The organism is Caballeronia sp. LP006 (assembly GCF_031450995.1).
Classification (GTDB): Bacteria; Pseudomonadota; Gammaproteobacteria; order Burkholderiales; family Burkholderiaceae; genus Caballeronia.
In genome coordinates this window covers 309,250-330,539 of the sequence record NZ_JARTVW010000002.1, presented here as the reverse complement: position 1 = coordinate 330,539, position 21,290 = coordinate 309,250, and the positions used below count along the sequence as shown (strand labels likewise).

General features: G+C 61.8%; 16 protein-coding genes. 9 read left to right on the top strand and 7 right to left on the bottom strand.

The genetic code is table 11. From position 1 onward, the window contains the following. Window positions 1-75: 75 nt before the first annotated feature. The 5 genes from P9250_RS02255 (at window position 76) to P9250_RS02235 (ending at window position 8,448) form a co-directional block, all read left to right on the top strand. On the top strand, window positions 76-1,083 hold the full coding sequence (locus P9250_RS02255; protein WP_310390858.1) for a GntR family transcriptional regulator: 1,008 nt from the start codon (window positions 76-78) through the stop codon (window positions 1,081-1,083). Between the two features lie 62 nt (window positions 1,084-1,145). After that, the gene (locus tag P9250_RS02250) at window positions 1,146-2,102 is read left to right on the top strand and encodes a hypothetical protein (RefSeq protein ID WP_310390857.1); all 957 of its coding nucleotides are present in this window, start codon (window positions 1,146-1,148) and stop codon (window positions 2,100-2,102) included. A 422-nt stretch (window positions 2,103-2,524) separates the two neighbouring features. Then, complete coding sequence (locus P9250_RS02245) at window positions 2,525-3,805, top strand: efflux RND transporter periplasmic adaptor subunit (RefSeq protein ID WP_310390856.1); 1,281 nt, start codon at window positions 2,525-2,527, stop codon at window positions 3,803-3,805. A 15-nt stretch (window positions 3,806-3,820) separates the two neighbouring features. Then, entirely contained in the window at window positions 3,821-6,955 is a 3,135-nt protein-coding gene (locus P9250_RS02240) for a multidrug efflux RND transporter permease subunit (RefSeq protein ID WP_310390855.1), read from the top strand. Continuing rightward, on the top strand, window positions 6,952-8,448 hold the full coding sequence (locus tag P9250_RS02235; protein WP_309846109.1) for an efflux transporter outer membrane subunit: 1,497 nt from the start codon (window positions 6,952-6,954) through the stop codon (window positions 8,446-8,448). The genes P9250_RS02240 and P9250_RS02235 overlap by 4 nt, the downstream gene beginning before the upstream one ends. Here P9250_RS02235 and P9250_RS02230 read toward each other — a convergent pair. After that, complete coding sequence (locus P9250_RS02230) at window positions 8,401-8,958, bottom strand: TetR/AcrR family transcriptional regulator (protein WP_244831730.1); 558 nt, start codon at window positions 8,956-8,958, stop codon at window positions 8,401-8,403. The two genes, P9250_RS02235 and P9250_RS02230, sit on opposite strands and share 48 nt — an antisense overlap. Before the next feature lie 68 nt (window positions 8,959-9,026). Continuing rightward, a complete protein-coding gene (locus P9250_RS02225) occupies window positions 9,027-9,938 on the bottom strand; it encodes a LysR family transcriptional regulator (RefSeq protein WP_310390854.1) in 912 nt (303 codons plus the stop codon). A 135-nt stretch (window positions 9,939-10,073) separates the two neighbouring features. Here P9250_RS02225 and P9250_RS02220 point away from each other — a divergent pair, with 135 nt between their 5' ends. Both P9250_RS02220 and P9250_RS02215 read left to right on the top strand, forming a co-directional pair. Then, window positions 10,074-11,489: an amidase gene (locus P9250_RS02220; protein WP_310390853.1), complete on the top strand. Its 1,416-nt coding sequence runs from the start codon at window positions 10,074-10,076 to the stop codon at window positions 11,487-11,489. A gap of 147 nt (window positions 11,490-11,636) precedes the next feature. Next, window positions 11,637-12,626, top strand: coding sequence for a hypothetical protein (locus P9250_RS02215; RefSeq protein ID WP_310390852.1), 990 nt, complete (start codon window positions 11,637-11,639; stop codon window positions 12,624-12,626). 12 nt (window positions 12,627-12,638) lie between these two features. On the opposite strand, the gene hfq is transcribed toward P9250_RS02215, so the two are convergent. The 4 genes from hfq to P9250_RS02195 form a co-directional block, all read right to left on the bottom strand. Further along, window positions 12,639-12,911 (bottom strand): RNA chaperone Hfq, encoded by a 273-nt coding sequence (gene hfq / locus P9250_RS02210; protein WP_250469659.1) that lies wholly within the window; start codon window positions 12,909-12,911, stop codon window positions 12,639-12,641. A 213-nt stretch (window positions 12,912-13,124) separates the two neighbouring features. Then, on the bottom strand, window positions 13,125-14,903 hold the full coding sequence (locus tag P9250_RS02205; protein ID WP_310390851.1) for a hypothetical protein: 1,779 nt from the start codon (window positions 14,901-14,903) through the stop codon (window positions 13,125-13,127). 289 nt (window positions 14,904-15,192) lie between these two features. Further along, the gene (locus P9250_RS02200; RefSeq protein WP_250469656.1) at window positions 15,193-16,353 is read right to left on the bottom strand and encodes a helix-turn-helix transcriptional regulator; all 1,161 of its coding nucleotides are present in this window, start codon (window positions 16,351-16,353) and stop codon (window positions 15,193-15,195) included. Window positions 16,354-16,526: 173 nt separating this feature from the next. Further along, window positions 16,527-17,552, bottom strand: a complete 1,026-nt coding sequence (locus P9250_RS02195) for an AraC family transcriptional regulator ligand-binding domain-containing protein (protein ID WP_250469655.1) — start codon at window positions 17,550-17,552, stop codon at window positions 16,527-16,529. Window positions 17,553-17,709: 157 nt separating this feature from the next. Between P9250_RS02195 and P9250_RS02190 the strand changes: the two genes are divergently transcribed. Next, window positions 17,710-18,648: a 3-keto-5-aminohexanoate cleavage protein gene (locus P9250_RS02190; protein WP_250509155.1), complete on the top strand. Its 939-nt coding sequence runs from the start codon at window positions 17,710-17,712 to the stop codon at window positions 18,646-18,648. Window positions 18,649-18,705: 57 nt separating this feature from the next. Continuing rightward, on the top strand, window positions 18,706-20,058 hold the full coding sequence (locus P9250_RS02185; protein WP_310390850.1) for an MFS transporter: 1,353 nt from the start codon (window positions 18,706-18,708) through the stop codon (window positions 20,056-20,058). 142 nt (window positions 20,059-20,200) lie between these two features. On the opposite strand, the gene P9250_RS02180 is transcribed toward P9250_RS02185, so the two are convergent. Further along, the gene (locus P9250_RS02180; protein WP_310390849.1) at window positions 20,201-21,271 is read right to left on the bottom strand and encodes an SDR family oxidoreductase; all 1,071 of its coding nucleotides are present in this window, start codon (window positions 21,269-21,271) and stop codon (window positions 20,201-20,203) included. Window positions 21,272-21,290 lie beyond the last annotated feature (19 nt).

Below are 21,290 nucleotides of genomic sequence, written 5' to 3'. Positions count from 1 at the left end.
ACGATGACAAGACGCGCAAGCGCTTCCCGAACCACCGCTCCTCTCGCAGACGCAGAGGACACGGCAGACGCATCGATGGCATCGGTCGACTCTATCGAACCGGACAGCCGTCTGCGCTACCGGTTGATTCACGATCATCTCAAGACCGCGATTGCACTCGGCAATATCGCGCCGGGTCTCGTGCTGCTCGAAGGTCCCGTCGCGCGTATCTTCGGCACGAGCCGCGTGCCGGTGAGAAAGGCCTTTGAGATGCTACATGCGGGCGGCCTATTGCATACCTTCGACGGACGCGGTTATCTCGTGGCGCATCCCGATGGCGGCGTGCCGGAGCCGCTACGTGCGCCGCTTTCCGAAGATGCGCTCGGCTTCGACCGCCCGCCCGAGCCGCTCGACATTCCCTCGAATAGCGAGCGCATTTACGACGCGCTCGAAGGCGTGATTTCGCTTGGCATCATGTTCGGACATTTTCGGATCGACGAAAGCGACGCGGCCGAAGCGTTCGGCGTGAGTCGCGGCACGGTGCGTGAGGCGCTCAACCGTTTGCGCGATCGCGGGTTGGTGGAGAAGTCGGCGTATTCGCATTGGCTATGTGGGCCGCTTACCGCGCGTGCCGTGGCGGAAGACTACGAGTTGCGCGTGTTGCTCGAACCTGCTGCGCTGCTGGCAAGCGCGCCTTCGTTGTCACGCGCGCAACTGGAAGCGGCGCTGGTTGAGATCGAGCGTGCGATTGCGCTGCCCGATTCCGTCGATGCCGCAGCGCTATATCGCATCGAAACCACGCTGCACGACAGCTTGCTGAGTTTTTCGCGCAACCGCAAATTACGCGCGGCCATCGGTCATGCGCATATGCCGCTCATCGTGAATCATGCCTTCTACGATGCCTTCAATCTGCATCCGGAAGCGGGTATGTTGAGCGAGCATCGCGAGGTCGTTCGTCTTCTTCTGAAGGGCAATGCGCAGGCTGCCGCCGATGCGCTCACGCAACATCTTCGCGCCGGACAGAAGCGCACGCTGCAGCGCTTGAAAGTGCTGGCGGTCTTGCCCGATCCCGACTTGCCGGCGTATATGCAACGCATCGCCTGATAGTCACGTGACAAGCGCGCCGCTGTGCGATGATGCGACGTATAGCCCGAAGGAGCCCGAGCGTGCGTCGAATGCCTCTTGGCGGTTGCATCGTTGCTGGCGTTCTTGCGAGCGTGGCCATGCCTCGGGTCGCGTTTGCGCAGTCGGTCGCGGATCAGGTCGCGGGCGTCCGGCTCGGCTCGGGCTATGCGCAACTGCTGAATCTCGCCGCCACGCCGGATATCAATTCCGCTCACTTCGACCTCTCCAATGCGGGCATCAAGCCCACCATCGACATCTTTCGCGTGCCGTATGAGTCGAAGCTCGCGACGATCACACCCGGAAGTGATATCTTCTGGCGTGTTTCCGCGGGCTATCTTTCCAATCGCGCGACCTTGCCAGTGGATTCGCCATCGCCCGGAGCGGGCAGTATCGGAAGCAAATGGTCCGCTTTCAGCCTGGGCGGCGGCGTAGTGTTGCGCCAGAAGCTCGGCTATGGCTTCACACTCACGCCCGCCATCGATGCCGGACTCGCGCGCCTCATCAACGGCGCCAGCTACGAAGGCTCCGCGAAGCCGCTGAGTTCACTCACCGATGGCGTGCTCTTCAACTGGCATACGAATGCATGGCTCGTCACGCCGAACGCCGGCATCGAATGGATGCGTGAGCAGGACGAGCAAAGCCTCAGCGTCAAGGCACATATTGCATGGTCGTGGATCTCGACCTTCGATGAATCGCCAGGACTCGAGGGCTTTCGGGAAACCGCCGGCGTGTACTCGCTGCGTGTGGAATATGCGCGGCCGACATCGCTCAGCGTGTTCGAGCGCAAGCTCGACTGGTTCGTGCGCAGCGGCTACGGCGGCTTCTTCGGCGCGAACCGAAGTGCGCTCGGCTTTTCCACTGTTGCCGAAGTCGGCCTCGGCTTGCTGACTCCGTTGAGCGCCAAAACTCAGGGTGGAACCAGCGTGAAACTAGGCGTGAGCTATTTGTTCGGACCAAACATCCGGGGTTGGTCGGCAAGCCTGGGCCTGCAGTACTGAACAAAAAAAAGCGCACGGCGCAATGCCGTGCGCTCCGGCAGCAAAGGGCGGGGGTTGGAGGAGTCCACCCATCGATGCCTGCAAAGCGGACGAGAAACAACCTCTATCCGCAACCGTTGACGGCTCCATGACGAGAGCCATCACTCGCCACACTACAGCACGGCATTCGCCGCATAAATCGCTCTGTCTGAACACACATGACACGGCGCGCGAACAATCGCGCAGAGCCTTGTCCGGCCGAAGCTTGCGCACGTTCCGTTTTTCATATTCCGGTTGCGACTATTGAAAACGCTTGACCAATAAGATTGTATACGTAATCTAAACGCCTTTAGACGATGGTCGACATCCAAACGAGCCGGACGGGACACGTCTTCCCGAGCGGCGCTCGGCGGACGATCCCAATTCTCTTGAGGTGAACGCAGGTGGATACGAAAGCAAAACTCGATGACGAGGCAGAGGCGCGGCAAGGCCATCGTCCGCCAGCCCGGCGCCGCACCGCCACGTGGATAGCCATTGCAGCCATGCTGGCCATAGGCGGCGGATGGTTCTACATCAACCATCGCAATGCCGGAAGCACCGCAAGTGTGCAAGCCGCACCGCCTCGTCATGACGTGACCGTGAGCAAGCCAGTGGTGCGCGACCTCGATACGCGCTTAGGGTTTCTCGGTCAGTTCTCGGCTGTGGATCAGGTCGAGCTTCGCGCGCAAGTGGGCGGAACGCTCACGGGCATCCACTTCAAGGATGGCGATGTCGTCCGCAAAGGCGATCTGCTCTTTACTATCGATTCCGTGCCGTACGAGATTCGGCTCTCTCAGGCAAAGGCGCAGCAGCAGACCGCGCAAGCGCGTCTCGTGCTTGCGAAGCAGGAACTGGAGCGCGCGCAGGAGTTGCAGCGAGGCGATGCCGGCACGCGGCAAAGCGTCGAACAACGCACTTCCGAACTGCACGGCGCAGAGGCCGCGTTGGACGATGCCGCCGCGCAGATTCGCGACGCGCGCTTCGATCTCGATCACTGCAAGGTCTTCGCGCCGTTCACGGGACGCATTGGCAGGCACCTGGTGTCGGCGGGCAATCTGATCGCGGGCAGCCGCGCGGCGACGAGTCCCACCACGCTGCTCGCCACGCTCGTTTCGCTCGATCCCATCTATCTCGACTTCGACATGAGCGAGTCTGACTTCCAGTCGTTCTCACGCTATCGCGCGGATACGAAAGGGCCGCTTGCGAACAGGGTCGAGCTGGCCTCCGGCGAGGGCACGGACGCGGACTATTCGCGTCAGGGCACGCTCGACTTCCTCGATAACGTGATCGACCGCGCGAGCGGCACCATTCATGCACGCGCCACCGTGCCGAACGCCGACTTGCGGCTCACGCCCGGCGAGTTCTCGCGCGTGCGGCTTGCCGTGGCGCATCCCGCGGCGACCTTGCTGGTGCCGGATGCATCCGTGTTGCCGGATCAATCCGAGCATGTCGTGATGACCGTTGCAAACGACGGCACCGTCACGCCCAAGCGCGTGGAGATCGGCGAGATGCGCGGCGGCTTGCGCGTGATCCGTGCGGGACTGACACGCGATGATCGCGTGATCGTGGATGGTCTGCCATTCGCCGCGCCCGGCTCGAAGGTGACTACGCGCGACGGTACCGTCCGCTATGAAGCGAACGACGCGCAGACGACGCGGACCACGCAGACAGCGCAATCGAAATAGCGGAACGACACACTCATGCGTATTGCTCACTTCTTTATCGACCGTCCACGATTCGCGACGGTCGTCAGTGCCTTCCTGACGTTGATCGGACTCGGCGCCATGTACGTACTGCCGGTTGCGCAGTATCCCGAGATCGTGCCGCCGACCGTGCAGGTGACGACATCGTATCCGGGTGCGTCGGCGGAGACGATCGCGCGTACGGTAGCGACGCCGCTCGAACAGCAGATCAACGGCGTCGAAAACATGCTCTACATGGGCAGCCAGTCGACCGGCGACGGCAGGCTCACCGTAACAGTGACATTTCGCATCGGCACCGATCTGAACGTTGCGCAGATGCTCACGCAGAACCGCGTGCAGGATGCCTTGCCGCGCTTGCCTGAAGACGTGCAAAGACTCGGCGTGCAAGTGCGCAAGTCCACGCCGAGCATTCTGCTCGCGGTGCATCTCTATTCGCCCGACAAGCTGCGCGACACGTTGTATCTCTCGAATTACGCGACGCTGCATGTGAAGGACGCGCTTGCACGTATTCAGGGCGTGGGCGATGTGCAGTTCCAGGGCGCACGCGAATACGCGATGCGCATCTGGATCGACCCCGATCGTGTCGCGGCGAGCAACCTCACCGCAAGCGAAGTGCTGACGGCACTGCGTGCGCAGAACCTGCAGGTCTCCGCGGGCGTGCTGAACCAGCCGCCATCGGGCAACAGCGAGGCGTATCAAATCAACGTCGAGGCACTGGGGCGTCTCGCCACGCCGGAGCAGTTCGGCGATATCGTCGTGAAGTCGGACGGACAGGGGCGCATCACGCGTATTCGCGATATCGGCCGCGTGGAAGTGGGCGCGGCGGACTACGGTTCGACCGCCTTCATGGATCGCAGCGATGCGTCGACCTTGCTCATCTATGCCGAACCCGGCGCGAACTCGCTCGCGGTCGAGAAGGCCGTGCTCGGCGAGATGCGTGAACTCAAGCGTGACTTTCCGGCGGGTCTCGACTACAAGATCATCTATGACCCGACGATCTTCATCGGCAAGTCCGTCGATGAAGTCGTGACGACCATCTTCGTTGCGATCCTGCTCGTGGTGGCCGTGGTCTTCGTGTTCCTGCAGAACTGGCGTGCGACGATCATTCCCGTGGTGGCCATTCCCGTGTCGTTGCTCGGCTCTTTCATCGTGCTCGCTGCGTTCGGGATATCGCTCAATAACCTCTCGCTGTTCGGGCTCGTGCTTGCGGTGGGGATCGTGGTGGACGATGCCATCGTTGTCGTCGAGAACGTCGAGCGGAACATGCGCGCGGGCATGTTGCCTGTGGAAGCCGCGCATCGCACGATGGACGAAGTGGGCGGCGCGCTGCTCTCGATTGCGCTCACGTTGTGCGCGGTGTTCGTGCCATCGGCGTTTTTGAGCGGCATCTCGGGACTTTTCTTCCGGCAGTTTGCAGTGACCATCGCGGCGTCGACGGTGATCTCGTGTTTCGTTTCACTCACGCTGAGTCCGGCACTGTGCGCCGTGCTTTTCAAGCCGCATAGCGAACACGATGCCGAGCGTTCGAACTGGGCTTCGCGCATCATGCACGGCGGCTTTGCGCGCTTCAATCGCGGCTTCGAGCGCCTTTCGTTCGGGTACGGTAACGTCACGCGAAGGCTCGTGCGCGGGTTGACCGTGGTGCTTGCAGTGTATGTCGCGCTCATCGGATTGACCGCGCTGCAATTCGCGCGCACGCCGACGGGCTTCATCCCCGAGCAGGATCAAGGTTACCTGATTACCGTCGTGCAGTTGCCGCCGGGTTCGTCGCTGCAACGCACTGAGAAGGTCGTGCGTCAGGCCATCGATATCATCTTGTCGACACATGGTATCGAGCACGTAGCGCCCTTCGTCGGGCTCGATGCAACCACGCTCACGGTGGCATCGAATTCTGGCACGGTGTTTTCAGGCTTGCCTTCGCTCTATAGCCACTCGCTGCCGGGCGTGACGGCCAACACCGTACTCACCGATATGCGCAAGCGCCTCTCGGTCATCAAGGACGCTTACGTGTTGACCATTCCGCCGCCGCCGGTGCAAGGAATCGGCAATGCAGGCGGCTTCAAGATGATGCTCGAAGATCGTGCGGGCCTTGGACCGGAAGCGCTCGTGAAGGCCGCGAACGCACTCGTCGCGGCGGCCAATCGAGATCCGAATCTCGCGGGCGTGTTCACGCTCTTCAATGCGGGCTCGCCATCGGTGTTCGCGAACATCGACCGGGTCAAGGCGCAAAAGGTCGGCTTGACGCCCACGGATGTGTTCTCCACTTTGCAGGTCTACCTCGGCTCGCAATACGTGAACGACTTCAACTATCTGGGCCGCACGTATGAAGTGATCGTGCAGGCGGACGGGCGTTTCCGGCGGACAGGTGAGGACATTACGCGGTTGAAGGCGCGCAATCAGGCCGGCGATATGGTGCCGATAGGAACCGTCGCGCATCTGGAAGACCGCACGATTCCGTATCGCGTGCCGCGCTATAACCTCTATCCGGCAGCGGAAGTGCAGGGCGTTGCAGCGCCGGGCGTGGCGACGGGCACCGCGCTGCATCGCATGGAAGAGCTTGCGCATCAGGTGCTGCCGCAGGGCATCGGCTTCGAATGGACCGAGCTTGCATATCAACAGCAACAACGCGGCACGCCCACGCTCGTCGTGTTCGGCGCGGCGGCGCTCTTCGTGTTCCTCGTGCTCGTGGCGCAATACGAGAGCTGGAAGTTGCCGCTTGCCATCGTGCTGATCGTGCCGATGTGTATTCTCGCGTCAGTCACCGGGCTTTCGTTGCGTGGCATGCCGATAGATATCCTCGCGCAGATCGGCTTCGTCGTGCTCGTCGGGTTGGCAGCGAAAAACGCGATTCTGATCGTCGAGTTCGCGAAGCAGAAGGAAGACGAGGGCGTGTCCGCCGTCACCGCTGCGGTGCATGCGGCGCGTACCCGTTTGCGGCCCATTCTCATGACCTCTTTCGCGTTCATTCTCGGCGTCGCGCCGTTGGCCGTGGCAACCGGCGCGGGCGCGGAGATGCGGCAGTCGCTCGGCACCGCCGTGTTGTTCGGCATGCTGGGCGTGACAGGCTTCGGTCTGCTCTTCACGCCAGCCTTCTATGTATTCATTCGCCGGTTCGGCAAGGGGCGTGCATGATGAAGCCATCGCTCACATGGATTGCGTCATCGACGTTAATCGCGGCGCTTGCCGGTTGCGCAGTCGGCCCCGACTACGTCACGCCTGAAACGGCCCTGCAACCGCTGCAGCACGTGCCCGCACAAACCGGCAAGACCGCTCCACCGCTCGATACCTGGTGGACCGGCTTCGACGATCCCATGCTCGTCACCGTGGTCGAGCGCGCGTTGTCGCAGAACCTCGATCTCGCGGCGTCGTTCGCGCGAGTACAGCAGGCGCGGGCGGCAGCGGCATCGGCGGGCGCGCAGTTATTGCCGACGGTGGACCTCGATGCATCGGCGAGCGCGCAGCATCAAAGCCTCGTCAGCCCGCTCGGCTCGCTTGCGCGCACTTTCCCCGGCTATAGCCGCGATCAGCGCGAATACACGGTAGGCGCGGCGGCAAGCTGGGAAATCGATCTGGCAGGCGGTCTGCGTCGCGATGCGGCCGCCGCCACGCGCGAGGAAGAAGCCGCGCAGGCCGAGCAGGCCGGCACACGCGTGACAGTCGCCGCCGATGCCGCCGATGCCTATCTGCAAGTGCGCGGCTTTCAGGCGCGTCTTGCGGTGGCGCAGGACCAGATATCGACGGATGCGAGACTGCTCGACATCGTGCGTCTGCGTGTGGCCGCGGGCGCCGCCGATGAACGCGAAGTCGCGCAAGCCGATGCACTGCTCAAACAAGCGCGCACCGTGGTTCCTACGCTGCGTGTGCAACTCAACGCGCAGTTGAATCGACTGGACGTGCTGATGGGCGTGCAGCCCGGCACGTATGCGAGCGAATTGGCGACAGCGGCGGATATCCCCGGCATTCCATCCATCGATGCGTCGCCCGATGCCACCGCGCTGTTGCGTCAACGTCCCGATGTGATCGCGGCGGAGCGGCGTCTCGCGGCATCGAATGAACGTATTGGCGCTGCGATTGCCGACTATTATCCGAAGCTTTCGCTAACTGGTCTGCTCGGCTTCGATAGCGGCGGCTCGCATGAGCTGTTCACGGCGCGCGCGTTTCAACCGGCGATTACGGCGGGGCTGCGCTGGCGTCTCTTCGACTTCGGCAAGGTGGATGCGGAAGTCGCGGCGGCGCGTGGCGCGAATGCGGAGGCGCTGGCGGTTTATCGGCAGAGCGTGTTGCGTGCGGCGGAAGATGTCGAGAACGCGTTCGTCGCGTTGAGCGAAACGCAGAACCGGGGTATTGAACTCGATGCCGAGGTGGCCGCGCTCACGCGCGCACGCGACTTGTCGCAGCGCGCTTATAAGGCCGGTGCGATCACGCTCACGGACGTGCTGGATGCAGACCGTCAGTTGCTCGTGGCACGCGACGATCTCGATGCCACGCGCGCCGATGCAGCGCGTGCGGCGGTCGGCGCATTCCGCGCGCTTGGCGGCGGCTGGCGCACGCAACCCGCCGCTACCGCAGACGATGCCTCACTGAGCGAGCGCCTTTCTGGCCTCGCGAAGGATGGTGTCAGATAGCGCTGGCTCGTTGACCATGCGCGCCAGCGTCAGCGCGCCGATCATGGTGGAGAGCATGACGAGCGCCTGCTTCCTCGCGGCGGCGGGCGGCTCGTCGAGACTACCGGCGAACAGTTCGACCAGGCGCTCGATGCCCGCGGTCGCGGCAGTGCGCACTTCGTCGCTGGAACGCGCGAGTTCGCTCGACAGCGCGACGAACGGACAACCCGCGCCCGCGTTGTCGCGATGCTCCGGCGAAAGGTAATCCGCAACGGCGGCGTTGATGCCGCTCTTGCGCGTAAGCGCCGACGACATGGTCTCGCGCAACGTGTCGCTCGCCAGTTCGAGCGACTCCAGCACCACTTGTTCTTTCGATCCGAAATGCTTATAGAAGCCGCCGTGCGAGAGGCCGGCTTGCGCCATGAGATCGGCGAGCGCGGTGCCATCTATACCGTTCTCACGAAAGCGCGTGGACGCCGACTCCACTATGCGTTCGCGCGTTTCGGCTGCTTCCTGTCGGGACTTGCGCATGACGTGTCTATCTCTCTTCCAAATGGATGTAATTTAACATCCAAAAGCGTGCGTGACCAATCGCATCTTCAACGCTTTTTCAAAGGCGCGCCCACGCTGCCGATGTCGTTCAACGCTTCGAGAAAGGCCGCGACCTTCGGCAATTTTTCGCGGCCATGCGCGTAAGCTGCGAAGACTTCGAGCGGCACGAAGGAAAGTTCAGGCGCGGCATCGACGACACTGCCATCGGCCAACGCAGACCCTATCGCATACATGGGCAGGACCGCGACGCCCAGCCCCGCGCGGCAAAAGTCCGCAAGCGCGAACAAATCGCTCACGACCATCTTCGGCGTGAAGCTGATCTCGGTTCGTTTGCCCCGCCAGATGACATTCCAGCTCGTACGCGGCGCGTAGGTCTGCAGCGCGAGGCATTCGTGCGCGACGATTTGCGCAGGCTCGGTGATCGGCCCATGCATGGCCACGTACGCCGACGACGCGCACAAGCAAAGATCCGCGGAGGCAATGTGCCGCTCGCTGATTCCCGATTGCGATGTCGATGCAAGGCGCACGGCGACATCGAAATTGCCTTCGAGCAGGTCGGCATAGCGATCCGAGAGATCGACCTCGAAACGCAGCCGCGTATGACGGTTTGCAAGCCGCGTAAGACATGGAATGACGCAGGCGCGGCCGAATGCGGTCGGCATCGTGATGCGCAACAGGCCTTCGGGTTCGGCCGCGCCGCGTTGCGCTTGCGCTTCGGCGTGTCGAAGACGCAAAAGGATGTCGCGTAATTCGCTCGCGTAGGACTTGCCGGCATCGGTCAACGCGACATGTCGCGTCGTGCGTTCGATGAGGCGCACGCCAACTCTGCTCTCCAGAAGCGAAATGCGCCGGCTGATGGTGGATTGCGTGACACCCAGTTCGCGCGCCGCAGCGCCGAACCCGCCGTATTCGGCGACGAAGAGAAACGTTTCGGCTTCCAGCAAGCCTGTGCCATTCATGCGTTTCCTCGATTTCTCATATCCACGCTGGCGATGTTAATCGAGTTGGCGGATGGATGTACTCTGGCTTCGTTCGCTGCATCGTCGTCGCAACGCTCAAGCGCACGCACCGAAAAACCATCAAAGGAGTATCAGATGAATTCCAACGATCGAACCCGCATTCACTACGCAAGCGCAACCGAACTCGCGCGCCTTATTCGCACTCGCGAATTGTCGAGTGTCGAAGTGATCGAGGCACATTTGCATCGTATCGAGGCCGTGAATCCCAAAGTGAATGCCGTGGTGACGCTAATGGGCGAACAGGCCCTCGAAGCCGCCAGGCAGGCGCAACGAGCCGTGATGAGCGGCGCCACGCTCGGGCCGCTGCATGGCGTGCCTTTCTCCATCAAGGATGCACTCGATACCGCCGGCGTGCTCACGCAGCGCGGCTCACGGCTCTTTGCCGGCAACGTACCCGCGCAGGACGCTACGTCGGTTGCGCGCTTCAAGGCTGCAGGCGGCATCCCGCTCATGAAAACCAACTTGCCCGAGTTCTCGGCGTGGACCGAGACCGATAACCTCGTTACCGGCCGAACCAACAATCCGTGGAATCTCGAACGCACGCCGGGTGGTTCGTCGGGCGGCGAGTCGGCGGCGATCGCGGCTGGCATGTCGCCAATCGGTATCGGCAGCGATGTTGCCATTTCGGTGCGCGGGCCGGCGGCGTTCACTGGCATCGCCGCGCTCAAGGCCACGCATGGCCGCGTGCCTTATACGGGCCACTATCCGGGCGTGATCGCGCGCTGGTGGCATGTCGGGCCGATGGCTCGCACGGTCGGCGATGTCGCGCTCGGTTACTCGATTCTGAAAGGCCCCGATGGCTTCGATGGTTACGCCGTGCATGCCCGCAACGCCGACGCGGACCGTGCCGGGATCGCAGGTCAGCCCGTGCGGGTAGGATGGGTATCGGATGCCGCGTTCGGCCCGGTCGATCCCGAGATCACCGCCGCGGTCAAGGCTGCCGCCGCGCGTCTTGCCGATCTCGGCTGCGATGTCGAAGAGGTACGCCTGCCGTTTCTCGGCGAGCCGCTCAGTGCGCTGATGACGCTTGTCTTCGGCGAACTCGTGCCGTCCGTCAAGGCCATAGTAAAAGGCCGCGAGCGCGACTTGCACGCGATAGGCAAGGGCATCGTCGAGACGCCGGACCCTGCGTTCGCCGACTTCATCGGCGCCGAAGCGAACGCGGAAGCGCTCAGGTCTGCGTTCGCCGGATTCTTCGAGCAATACGATGTGCTGCTTTGCCCCGTGAATCCGATGACCGCAACGCCGCACGGCGCGCAGGAACTCGTGGTCAATGGCGTGACGGTGCCGTGGACGCATGTGATGAGCGCAACGTCACCGTTTAACCTGACCGGCTTGCCGGCGCTTTCGGTGCCCTTCGGCTTCAGCTCGGAGAACTTGCCGATCGGCGTTCAGTTGGTCGCGAAGTGGCTCGATGAAGCCACGATCTTGCGGCTCGGCGCGCTCATCGAGCGCAAGGGCGGCCTCGGCGAGCGGCGGCCTGCTATCTGAGCGGTGCGCGGCATCGGCGAATGTGTGCGCTTGCGTACGCAGACGAATGCAAATCGCGAGGGTTCGTCGCCTATCGCCTAAGCTTTCAGAGCGCCGGGTTCGTCCCGGCTGCCTTGAGCTTGCATGACGAAAAGGGCGGGGGAGACGATGCCGGACAAACTGACAGTGATTCAGTCGCAGCAGATGAACGCGCACGGCGAGCCGGACGTGGGCACGTTCAACTGGCAGTTCCTGGCGCAAGGGGACTCGTGGTTCACGACCAATACGGTCGAGCATTGGAGTTCGTCGAATCTGCTAAAAAACCTGGAGTTCGCGCAGGCGGCGGTCGCCGTGAATTGCGCCGACCCCGGCGATACGCTCACTCACATGGTCGACCTTCGTCGAGACCCTTTGTTTTACTCGCTGCTGGCCGGTCCAAAGGAACAACCGTGGAGCGCGATTTTGCTTTCGGGCGGCGGCAACGACCTCATCGATGCCGTGCAGGTCGCGGCGATCGGCGACAACGGTGTGCCTGTCGCGCCGCACGAAAGACTGCTTCTCACGAGCGACGAATGGGGTGGGCCGCTCGCCGCCGCCGATAATCGCTACATCTCGGCGCAAGGTTGGGAGACCTTCAGGCTGCATCTGGAGCAGCAATTCAAGGCGCTGGACTTCATGCGATCGAAGAGCAAACACAACACGAATACGCCGATCTTCACGCACACCTATGACTACGCGACGCCTCGCGCGAGCGGCGCGGGTTTGGGAATTGGACCGTGGCTCTTGCCTGCGCTGACAGACTATAAAATCCCTGCGAACGACTGGAACGCCATTGCGGACGCGTTCATCGACAAACTCGCTTCGATCAGCATGAGCCTCACGTTGCAAAATTTTCATGTGATCGATACGCGAGGCATCCTCACGCGCGCCGATGCGCAAGCGTCGGGCATCAGCAATGATTGGGAAAACGAAATTCACGCGACCGAAGCCGGATACGGCAAGCTCGCGGTGCCTTTCGTCAGTCGCGTGAGCACGGTTCTGGGGTTGGCTGCGCCAGCGTCGCCGCTCGGTGTGATCGAGACGGCGCCAGCGCCCGTGGTGACACCGGCCGTTGCAGCGAAGCGTCGCGGGCGAGGCACCGGCGTCAGACCGGCGTAAAGGTACTGCGGTCTATTTTCGATGCGCGCGCTCGACGCGCGTCATCGAAGCGCGTTCGTCCGTCCGTTTGGGCGGGAGCGTGTGCGGTTCGCAAACGGTCGATATCGCGTTCTTGTAGATGGTCTGTATGCCGTTCGGCGATTGCACCGCGAGCACGTATTTATCGAACGATTCGATCAGTCCTGTCAGCTTGATCCCGCTCACGAGAAAGACCCATACGGTTTTTCGCTCGGCGATCAAGGTCTCGAGGAAAGTCGACTGAATGTCAGTATCGGCTTGAGTCATGGCGGCCGTCCCTTTCCGTGAGTACATCGCTCCCAGAATACGCGCCGCGCAAGCCCCGACGTGTGGGGTGGGCCACAGGCAAAACCGGTCTCTCTCGGAATCTCCGTGGAAATACTGTTTTTTATGTTGGTTATTTCTTAGTATGTTTAGGTGGACTGGGTTTTAAGTATTGATATAAAACGGGTGAACGCCGGAACACGTCGCCCTCGGCTGCTACTCCTTCTTGTCATCCACCTGCATGATCCAGTGGCCGCCCGCATTGAGAAACCGCGCCTCGGAAGTCTCACCGCCACCGCTGCCAAGCGTCGTGAACATGCCACGCATGGCATCGGCGGGTCCGCCCGATATGTTCATCGAATAGTCGCAGACATAACCCGGCTTGCCCGATGCCGGCGCGCAACCGAGCTTCTGAAACGAGTCGATCCGCATGGGTTCGTTACCGCGCACCGACTTGCTGCCCATGAACATGGTGGTCAGGCAGAGCATGGCATCGCCGCTCGTGAGCCTTGAACGGTCGGCCTGCTGGCAACGCTCGTTTTGCGACGAGATACCTCGCGCGATGGCCTGCGCCCGATTGTTGACCGCATCGTACATTTCCGCCGCCGTGGGTTCGCCGCCCGAATGCGATGCCCGCTCGGATGACTTCGATGTGGCGCGCGGCTGTGCATCGGCGACAGCGACCGGACGCGCCGAGTCGTTGCCGGACGATGCCTCGTAAGCATCGCCGAGCGCGCTGCGTTTGCGCAAGTCTTCTTGCTGCGCGACCATCGCTGTGGCAATCGCCACGCCGGCCGGCGCGTTGGCATCGCTATCCATCAGATAACGCGACTTGATCTGCGCGATCTCCTCGCCCGAACGAGCGTGCCTGATCTGCTGCTCGATTTCTCCTCGCGAGCTTTCGAGCGCCTGGGCGCGCCGGCTCAGAAAATATTGGTAGGTTTCCTGAACGCTCGGCACACGCTCCATGCCGTCGTAGCGCCGGCGGAAGTCCACGCTCCACGTACGCCCCTGCTGCAGGCCGGCCAAGCCAGTGCCGAGCGCATCGATGCTCTGCCGCTCGACGGATTCCTGCGCCGTGCCCAACTGATTGAGCGCGACGCCGATCTTCGCCATCTCGGCGTTGCGCGATGTCGTGAGCGCCGTGGAGAACGCTGGCCGGTTTTGCATGCGATACAACTTCGCCAGTTCCACCATGCCGGGATAACCGCGCGCGTTGTCGATGGCCTGCGCCGTCTGCGCGTCCTCGACAGGTATCGCCACGCGTTGCTCGACAACCGTCATGCGTTTCGCGAACTCATCGCGCTCGGCGCGGGGTGCTTGCGGCAGAATCTTTTGCGCCGATGCTTCGATCTCGATCAAACGCGCGTGGCCCGTTTCATCGGCTTTGAGCGACTCCGCTTCCGTCGCGAGTTCCGTGAGTCCGCCAGTCGCGGCGCGCGACTGCGCGAGCAGGCGCAGATTGCTGTTATAGCGGAAAGAAGTCATCGCGCGAGTGGCGGCGGCCTTCTGATCGGGCGGAATCGATGCGAGCGGTCCGGTCGTGCTGAAACAGTGCGGCAAGATCTTGCTGGTGTACTCCGTCAGCATCTTCGGGTCTATCTGATCGTAGGTCTTGCCGAACACGGGAGCAAAGCGCGCGTCCTGAATCAGCGCTGTCACGGCCGGGTCCGATTGCGGCGATTGCGCCGCACTCATGCCACCGCCGCCAGCGGGAAGCGGTCCGGATGTGAGCCACGCTTTTACGTCGTCGCACTGCGCCTTTGCTTCGTATTTCTCGTATTGTCCCTTCGCTGCGTTGACGAGCGGTTGCACATGAAGGTTCGCTCCGCCGCCACGCAGACTGTTCATGATCTGGCCGAAATTGAGGCCGTCGGCGAAGGCATCGGGCGCGAGCGTCGCACAACAGAAACCGGCGAGCACGACGCCGGTGCGGCGCAACGACAACGAACTTGCTACGACGCCAGCGCGCGCCGCATTCCGGGCGGTAATCATGTTCGCTCTCCCAAATGACTGATGAATTGCCCTGGTATCCGCATCTTATGAAGGATGTACAGCACGAAGACCACGCGACGATCAACCGACGCGGGCCGCTCGTAATGCATGGTCTCCTCGCGATACGATTCGTCGCGCCAGCATGAAAACGCAGGGCGGCTCACCCAGAACAGGGCGGCCATGTCGTGATCGCGCTCGGTCGTGAATGACGCGGTCGGAACGCGAGACGCTATGAATCTACGGCGGACGGGGCGGGCAGTCGTCTCCCAAATAGGATATGCGTGAGGGCTTACGGATGAGGCGAAATGCTCGCGACGCTACGGGCCACCAGTGCGGCAAGCGCGCCTTGTCTGCTGGTGCCGGTCTTGGCAAGCACTTTCTTCAGATGCGAGCGCACGGTGCCGAGTCCGACGCCGAGCGTGGCGGCAATCTGATCGAGCGATTGTCCTTCGCCGATAGCGACCGCTATCGCCGCTTCCGCGCGCGTCAGTCCGAACAGGTCCCGAAGCGTGCGCGTGGCGGAATCCCCGGAAACCTCAGGATCGCGAATGAAAATGCTTGCCGCTGGGCGTGACACATCCGCCGACGCCCAATTGGCACGCCACGGCGCCACGAGCAAGGTGAGCGGCAATCTGCCTTGCCGTGGCACGGCGAGCGCCGCGCCAGCCGCGTGAGCCGCGCCGTTCGAGGTTTGCACGGCGTCGCGTATCAGCTTTGCAAGCCGGCTGTTCAATGCGGGACTGTTCATGCACACGCGCCGTGCATGCGTGCGAATCTCGGATGACGAAGCCAGTAGATTCTCGGCAGCGCGGTTCGCATACAAGACCATGCACGATGCATCGACCACGAGCACGCTGGTCTCGATGCAATCGAGCGCATCCACTGCCGCGCGTTGTGCGAGCGCGGTGTCGCGCAACCGTTCGCGCAAGCCGAGCGCGCGGCGCACATGCGGAAACAACACGCCCAGTTCCTGACGATCGTTCTCTACGAAACGCCCTGCGGAAAGCGGCCGATGCACGCCAAGCACACCTGTCTCACCATTGCCAACGGGAAACAGCACCCCAACCATATGATAAATATCGAGCCGCCGCGTCCAGTCCTGATAGAAGCCAGTGCGCTCGAATTGCGTATCGGGCATGAGGCTTTGGCTCGTGAATACTTCGCCCGGATGAAGCCGCGCGGAGTGTTCGACCCATAGATCGTTCCGATGCCAGTAATCCGCCCAGGCCTGTTCGTTCGGCGCGACACGCAGATTGTCGGTCACGCTTGCGAGCTTTGGACCGCGAGGACCGCCGCATGTCTTGAGCACGCCGCTCGTGGCGTCGAACGCTCGTGCAATGGCCGAAGCCACGCCGGCCCATTGAGCGTCGTCGAGCGCGGCATCGTAGAGAAGACTGATTACCGGACCGAGCCGGTCTTGATGTCCGACCGGTTTATTGTCTGCGTCCATGATCTTTGCCTCGCGGTTGCTCACGAGTTCAGGACCGAAGCGTGGTCCGTAGACGAAGGCCTTCGGGTTGCAAGGCCTCGAATGGAATTGCAGATTACACCTTAGGTAACCGAACTAAAAGGGAAAGCTTTGAGTGAAGTGCACCGGCAGAGTGCGAATGTGTCCGCAATTATTTATCGTCGCAGCTCGCCAGGCCCTTTGCCCGTCCACCGCTTGAGCGCGCGGCGGAAGTTCGCCGCATCGCTGAAGCCGAGAAGCATCGCGACGTCGTCGGTGCTCATCTTCGTCGTCTTCAGATATTCGAGTGCGAGCGAACGTTTTACATCGTCCACGATAGCCACGAACGACGTCCCTTCCTCATCCAGACGACGCCGCAACGTGCGCGTGGTGAGATGCATCGATTCGGCGACCGCTTCCATGCCCGGAAAAACGCCGGGTGTGCTCATCAGGACCTGATACACCTCACCCGATACACCGCTCGATGTCTTCGCCTGACCAATCAACCGGTCGCACGTCTCCTGTAGCAGCGCTGCCGTGAGCTTGTGCGCGAGTTGCGGCTTGCGGTCGAGAATGGCGCTGTCGTAGACGAGCTCGCATTGCGGCTGATCGAAATAGCACGGGCAGCCGAGATATTTCGGATAGATATCCGCGTGCGCGGGCGCAGGATACGAAAAGCACGCCTTGACCGGCGGACAGACGCTGCCCGCAACATCCTGAAGATGCGTCACATGCTGCGTGTATTGCTGTTCGATGATGAACTCGCGCAGTTCACGCGATGGGCTCGAGATAAATGCATCCGGGAAAGTCCAGACCATTCTGTCGGGATATTCGGTCCATTCGATAGCGACTGTCGGTGTCGCGAGCCGGTGATACCGCACGCCCAGCTTGAAGTAGTCGCGCAACGAGAGACATGACATCAGCGCGTATCCATACATGCCGTAAGCCGACAGATGCAGCTTGCCGCCGACCTTGAACGGCGTGGCCGGTTCGCACGACAGCGCCACTGCATTCCGGCAAACGGTAGCGTATTGCCCGATGGAGGTCAGCACGGAAGCGTCTTGCAACTCCTCCGCGCTCACGCCTACGCCGCGCAGACTGTCCGCCGCAGCAATGCCTTGCTCCGCCAGCACCTCGACCAGCGCGGCGATCTTGTAGGGCGCGTAGATGCGCTCGTTGAGCGGCGGGCGGGTCGTCGCCATGACTCTCCTCGCAATGTCCTCGCGGGACTTCCGTGTGTCCGAAAATGACCTTTTCGACGAGATGCTATCTCACTACTATCAGTGTCACAAGAGTTCGTCCGTCGATACGGGCGGCATCGAGACCCGATGAAAACTCAATGGAGACAAGGATAGTCAGATGAGCAATCCGGCCCGCAAGGTCATCATTTCGTGCGCCGTCACGGGCGCGACCCACGTTCCGTCGATGTCGGAATATCTTCCGCTCACGCCCGCGGACATTCGCGATCAGGCAATCGAAGCAGCCGAGGCGGGTGCCGCGATCATCCATCTGCATGCGCGCGATCCCGTAGACGGAAGGCCCACGCCAAGCCTCGATATCTTCAGGCAGTTCGCGCCGGCCATCGCGGAGGCGACCGACGCTGTCATCAACATCACGACAGGCGGCAGCACGCGCATGACGCTCGAAGAACGGCTTGCTTATCCGCTGCATGCCGCGCCGGAGATGTGCTCGCTCAACATGGGCTCGATGAACTTCTCGATTCATCCACTCGCCGCGAAGATGTCGACGTGGCGTTACGACTGGGAGAAGGACTACGTCGAAGGCATGGAGGACATGATCTTTCGCAATACCTTCAGGGATATCAAGCGAATCCTCCAGCAACTCGGCGACAAGGGCACGCGCTTCGAGTTCGAATGCTACGACCTTGGGCATCTCTACAATCTCGCGCATTTCGTCGATCAGGGGCTCGTCAAGCCGCCGTTCTTCATTCAATCCGTGTTCGGCATTCTCGGCGGCATGGGCGCGGATCCGGAGAATATGACGGTCATGCGCGCAACCGCGGATCGTCTCTTCGGACGCGACAACTATCACTTCTCGGTGCTCGGCGCCGGACGTCATCAGATGCCGCTCGTCACCATGAGCGCCATTCTTGGCGGCAATGTGCGCGTGGGTCTGGAGGACAGCGTGTATATCGCGAAGGGCGTAAAGGCCGAATCGAACGCGCAGCAGGTCAGAAAGATTCGCCGCATTCTGGAAGAGCTTTCGTTCGAGATCGCAACGCCTGCCGATGCACGGCGAATGCTCGGTCTCAAGGGACGCGACGAAGTCACGCTCTGAATCCCATGCTCAACGCTGCCACATAAAAGAACAGCAGCGGACTTATCAGGAGACAACATGAACCACGGCTTGGTCAAAGACAGTATCGATGCGCTGCATCGCGTGGCGACGAAGAAGGCGATGCTGAAGCTGATCCCGCTCATGTGCGCGATCTACTTCATGTCCTTTCTCGATCGCACGAACGTCGCGCTTGCAAAGGCGCAGCTTGCCGCCGATGTCGGCATCAGCGCGGCGGCATATGGGCTCGGCTCCGGCATCTTCTTCATCGGCTATGCGTTGCTGGAAGTGCCCAGCAATCTCGCGGCGCATCGCGTGGGTCCACGGCGATGGATCGCGCGTATCGCGGTGAGCTGGGGCATTCTTTCCACCGCGATGATGTTCGTGCAAGGCGAATGGTCGTTCTATGCGCTGCGCGTGCTCTTGGGCATCGCCGAGGCCGGGCTCTTTCCGGCGCTCATGTACATGGTGACGTTGTGGTTCGCGCCCGCCGACCGGCCTATCGCGGTCGGCTGGATCTACACGGCGCCCGCGCTTGCACTCGTTCTTGGCAATCCGCTCGGCGGCGCGTTGATGCAACTGGGCGGCATGGGCGGTCTGCACGGCTGGCAATGGATGTTCATGATCGAAGGCATCCCGAGCGTGCTGGCGGGCGTGCTGCTCTACTTCAAGCTGCCGGAGCGTCCGCGCGATGCCCGCTGGCTTTCGACCGATGAAGCGCAAGTGCTGGAAGCACGCGCCGTCATCGATACGCACGGTCATTCCGAACTCACTTCGGAAGACTGGCTCGCCGCGATCAAGCGGCCGACGACCGTGCTCATCGGCCTCATCTATTTCTTGAATCAGGTGGCGTTCGTCGGGCTTTACTTCTTCACGCCTGCAATGATTCAGCAGATGCATGTGAAGACGCCGTTTATCGTCGGCTTGTTGTCGAGCAGCGTGGGTATCGGCTTTCTGCTGGGCGTGTTGATCTTGCCGCGCATTCATCGGCGCTACGGCAACGACTGCGTGTATCTCGGCATTCTGACGGCGGGACTCGTCGCGGCCGGATGCGTGTTCGTCGCGACATCTGTTCCCGCGGCGCGCATGGTGTTGCTCGCGGTCACGGCGTTCTTCGCGGGCGGCGTGTTGCCTTCGTACTGGGCTATCGCAATGAAGCGACTGCAAGGCATTCAGGCGGCGGCGGCTCTTGCTTTCATCAACACCGTCGGGTTGATCGGCGGTTTCGTCGGGCCGTATTTGTTCGGTATGACCGAGACCATCACGGGCCGCAGCGATTCGGGTTTCATGGTGATTCTCGGGGCGTCCGTGCTTGGACTGGCGCTCATTCCGGTGTTCGCAAGAGCGATTCGACGCGAAGATGTGAGTGCATCGCGTGTGACCGAAGGCGGTGCGGCGAGCGCGCATTCGTAAGCGGTCGAGCAGTTGCGGCGTGATTCTTCGCGAACGCGTGGAATGCACGATTGCCGCGTCTGCGGGAAGCGCTGGCGTCGCCAGCGGCGGCAACATCACAGGGCAGGCCATCGGTCTCGATGGCCTGCCCGATGTACGAACCTTAGCCAGGAATAACCTTCGCCGCCTTCAGCTTCTCGAACAACTCAAAGAATGAATCAGGCGTGCTTTGATAGTCGAGAAATCCGGCTTTGCGGCTCTTAGTCATATCGGTGAGCACTTCCATTGGCCGGCCAAGGTCAGCGTCGGTATGCCACCACGAAGCCAGCTTCTCCACGTTCGCTTCAATAAGACCGAAGCGCGCCGCGATCTCGGCCCACAAACGCGGCGCGTCCTGCATGCGCGATTCGAGCGGACGCGTTTCGCCATCGAACGGCGCGGCCTCGATGCCGAAGTATTCTGCGAGCTGCGACCACATCCAGTTCCAGCGGAAGACATCGCCATTGACCACGTTGAAGTCTTCGTTACGCGCATTGGGCGAAGTCGATGCCCATTCGAGATGACGCGCCAGAAGGCGTGCATCGGTCATGTCCGTGAGACTGTTCCATTGCGCGGATGAGCCGGGGAACACGAACGGTGCGCCGGTTTCCTTGCAAAGCGTCGCGTACACGGCAAGCGTGACGCCCATGTTCATGGCGTTGCCGAGCGCAAAGCCGATGATCGTATGCGGCCGATGCACGCTCCAGCCGAGGCCATATTTCTTCGCGGCTTCAAAGACCTTGTCTTCTTGCTCGTAATAGAAGTTGTCGACGTCCTGCCGCCCTTGTTCCTCGCGAAACGGCGTGAGCGGCACCTTGCCTTTACCATATGCTTCGAACGGGCCGAGATAGTGCTTGAGGCCGGTCACGAGCGCGGCATGTTCGAGCTTGCCGGTGGGTCCAAGCGCATCGAGTACATGTCGCACCATGGCGCCATTCACGCGGATGTTTTCTTTCTCGGTGGCTTGCCGCGCCCATGCCGTGAAAAACACGTGGCTGAAGTGCTGCCCGTTGAGTGCTTCGCTGACCGACTCCGCTGAAGTCAGGTCGGCGGTCACGGATTCAACGCCTTCGCGTAGGGCCGAGCGGCCGCGCGAAAGACCGGTTACGTGCCAGTCGTCGAGCGTTAGAAGATGTTCCGCGAGATTGCCGCCGACAATACCCGTCGCGCCGATGATAAGTGCTCGTTTTTGCATGGAGATGTGCCTGTGATGA

Bases quoted from the DNA above. Each gene is read 5' to 3' on its own strand.
- P9250_RS02195 (WP_250469655.1), bottom strand. From the start codon at position 17,552: ATGGCGACGACCCGCCCGCCGCTCAACGAGCGCATCTACGCGCCCTAC.
- P9250_RS02235 (WP_309846109.1), top strand. From the start codon at position 6,952: ATGATGAAGCCATCGCTCACATGGATTGCGTCATCGACGTTAATCGCG.
- P9250_RS02240 (WP_310390855.1), top strand. From the start codon at position 3,821: ATGCGTATTGCTCACTTCTTTATCGACCGTCCACGATTCGCGACGGTC.
- P9250_RS02255 (WP_310390858.1), top strand. From the start codon at position 76: ATGGCATCGGTCGACTCTATCGAACCGGACAGCCGTCTGCGCTACCGG.
- hfq (WP_250469659.1), bottom strand. From the start codon at position 12,911: ATGACTCAAGCCGATACTGACATTCAGTCGACTTTCCTCGAGACCTTG.
- P9250_RS02190 (WP_250509155.1), top strand. From the start codon at position 17,710: ATGAGCAATCCGGCCCGCAAGGTCATCATTTCGTGCGCCGTCACGGGC.
- P9250_RS02225 (WP_310390854.1), bottom strand. From the start codon at position 9,938: ATGAATGGCACAGGCTTGCTGGAAGCCGAAACGTTTCTCTTCGTCGCC.
- P9250_RS02200 (WP_250469656.1), bottom strand. From the start codon at position 16,353: ATGGACGCAGACAATAAACCGGTCGGACATCAAGACCGGCTCGGTCCG.
- P9250_RS02215 (WP_310390852.1), top strand. From the start codon at position 11,637: ATGCCGGACAAACTGACAGTGATTCAGTCGCAGCAGATGAACGCGCAC.
- P9250_RS02230 (WP_244831730.1), bottom strand. From the start codon at position 8,958: ATGCGCAAGTCCCGACAGGAAGCAGCCGAAACGCGCGAACGCATAGTG.
- P9250_RS02180 (WP_310390849.1), bottom strand. From the start codon at position 21,271: ATGCAAAAACGAGCACTTATCATCGGCGCGACGGGTATTGTCGGCGGC.
- P9250_RS02185 (WP_310390850.1), top strand. From the start codon at position 18,706: ATGAACCACGGCTTGGTCAAAGACAGTATCGATGCGCTGCATCGCGTG.
- P9250_RS02205 (WP_310390851.1), bottom strand. From the start codon at position 14,903: ATGATTACCGCCCGGAATGCGGCGCGCGCTGGCGTCGTAGCAAGTTCG.
- P9250_RS02220 (WP_310390853.1), top strand. From the start codon at position 10,074: ATGAATTCCAACGATCGAACCCGCATTCACTACGCAAGCGCAACCGAA.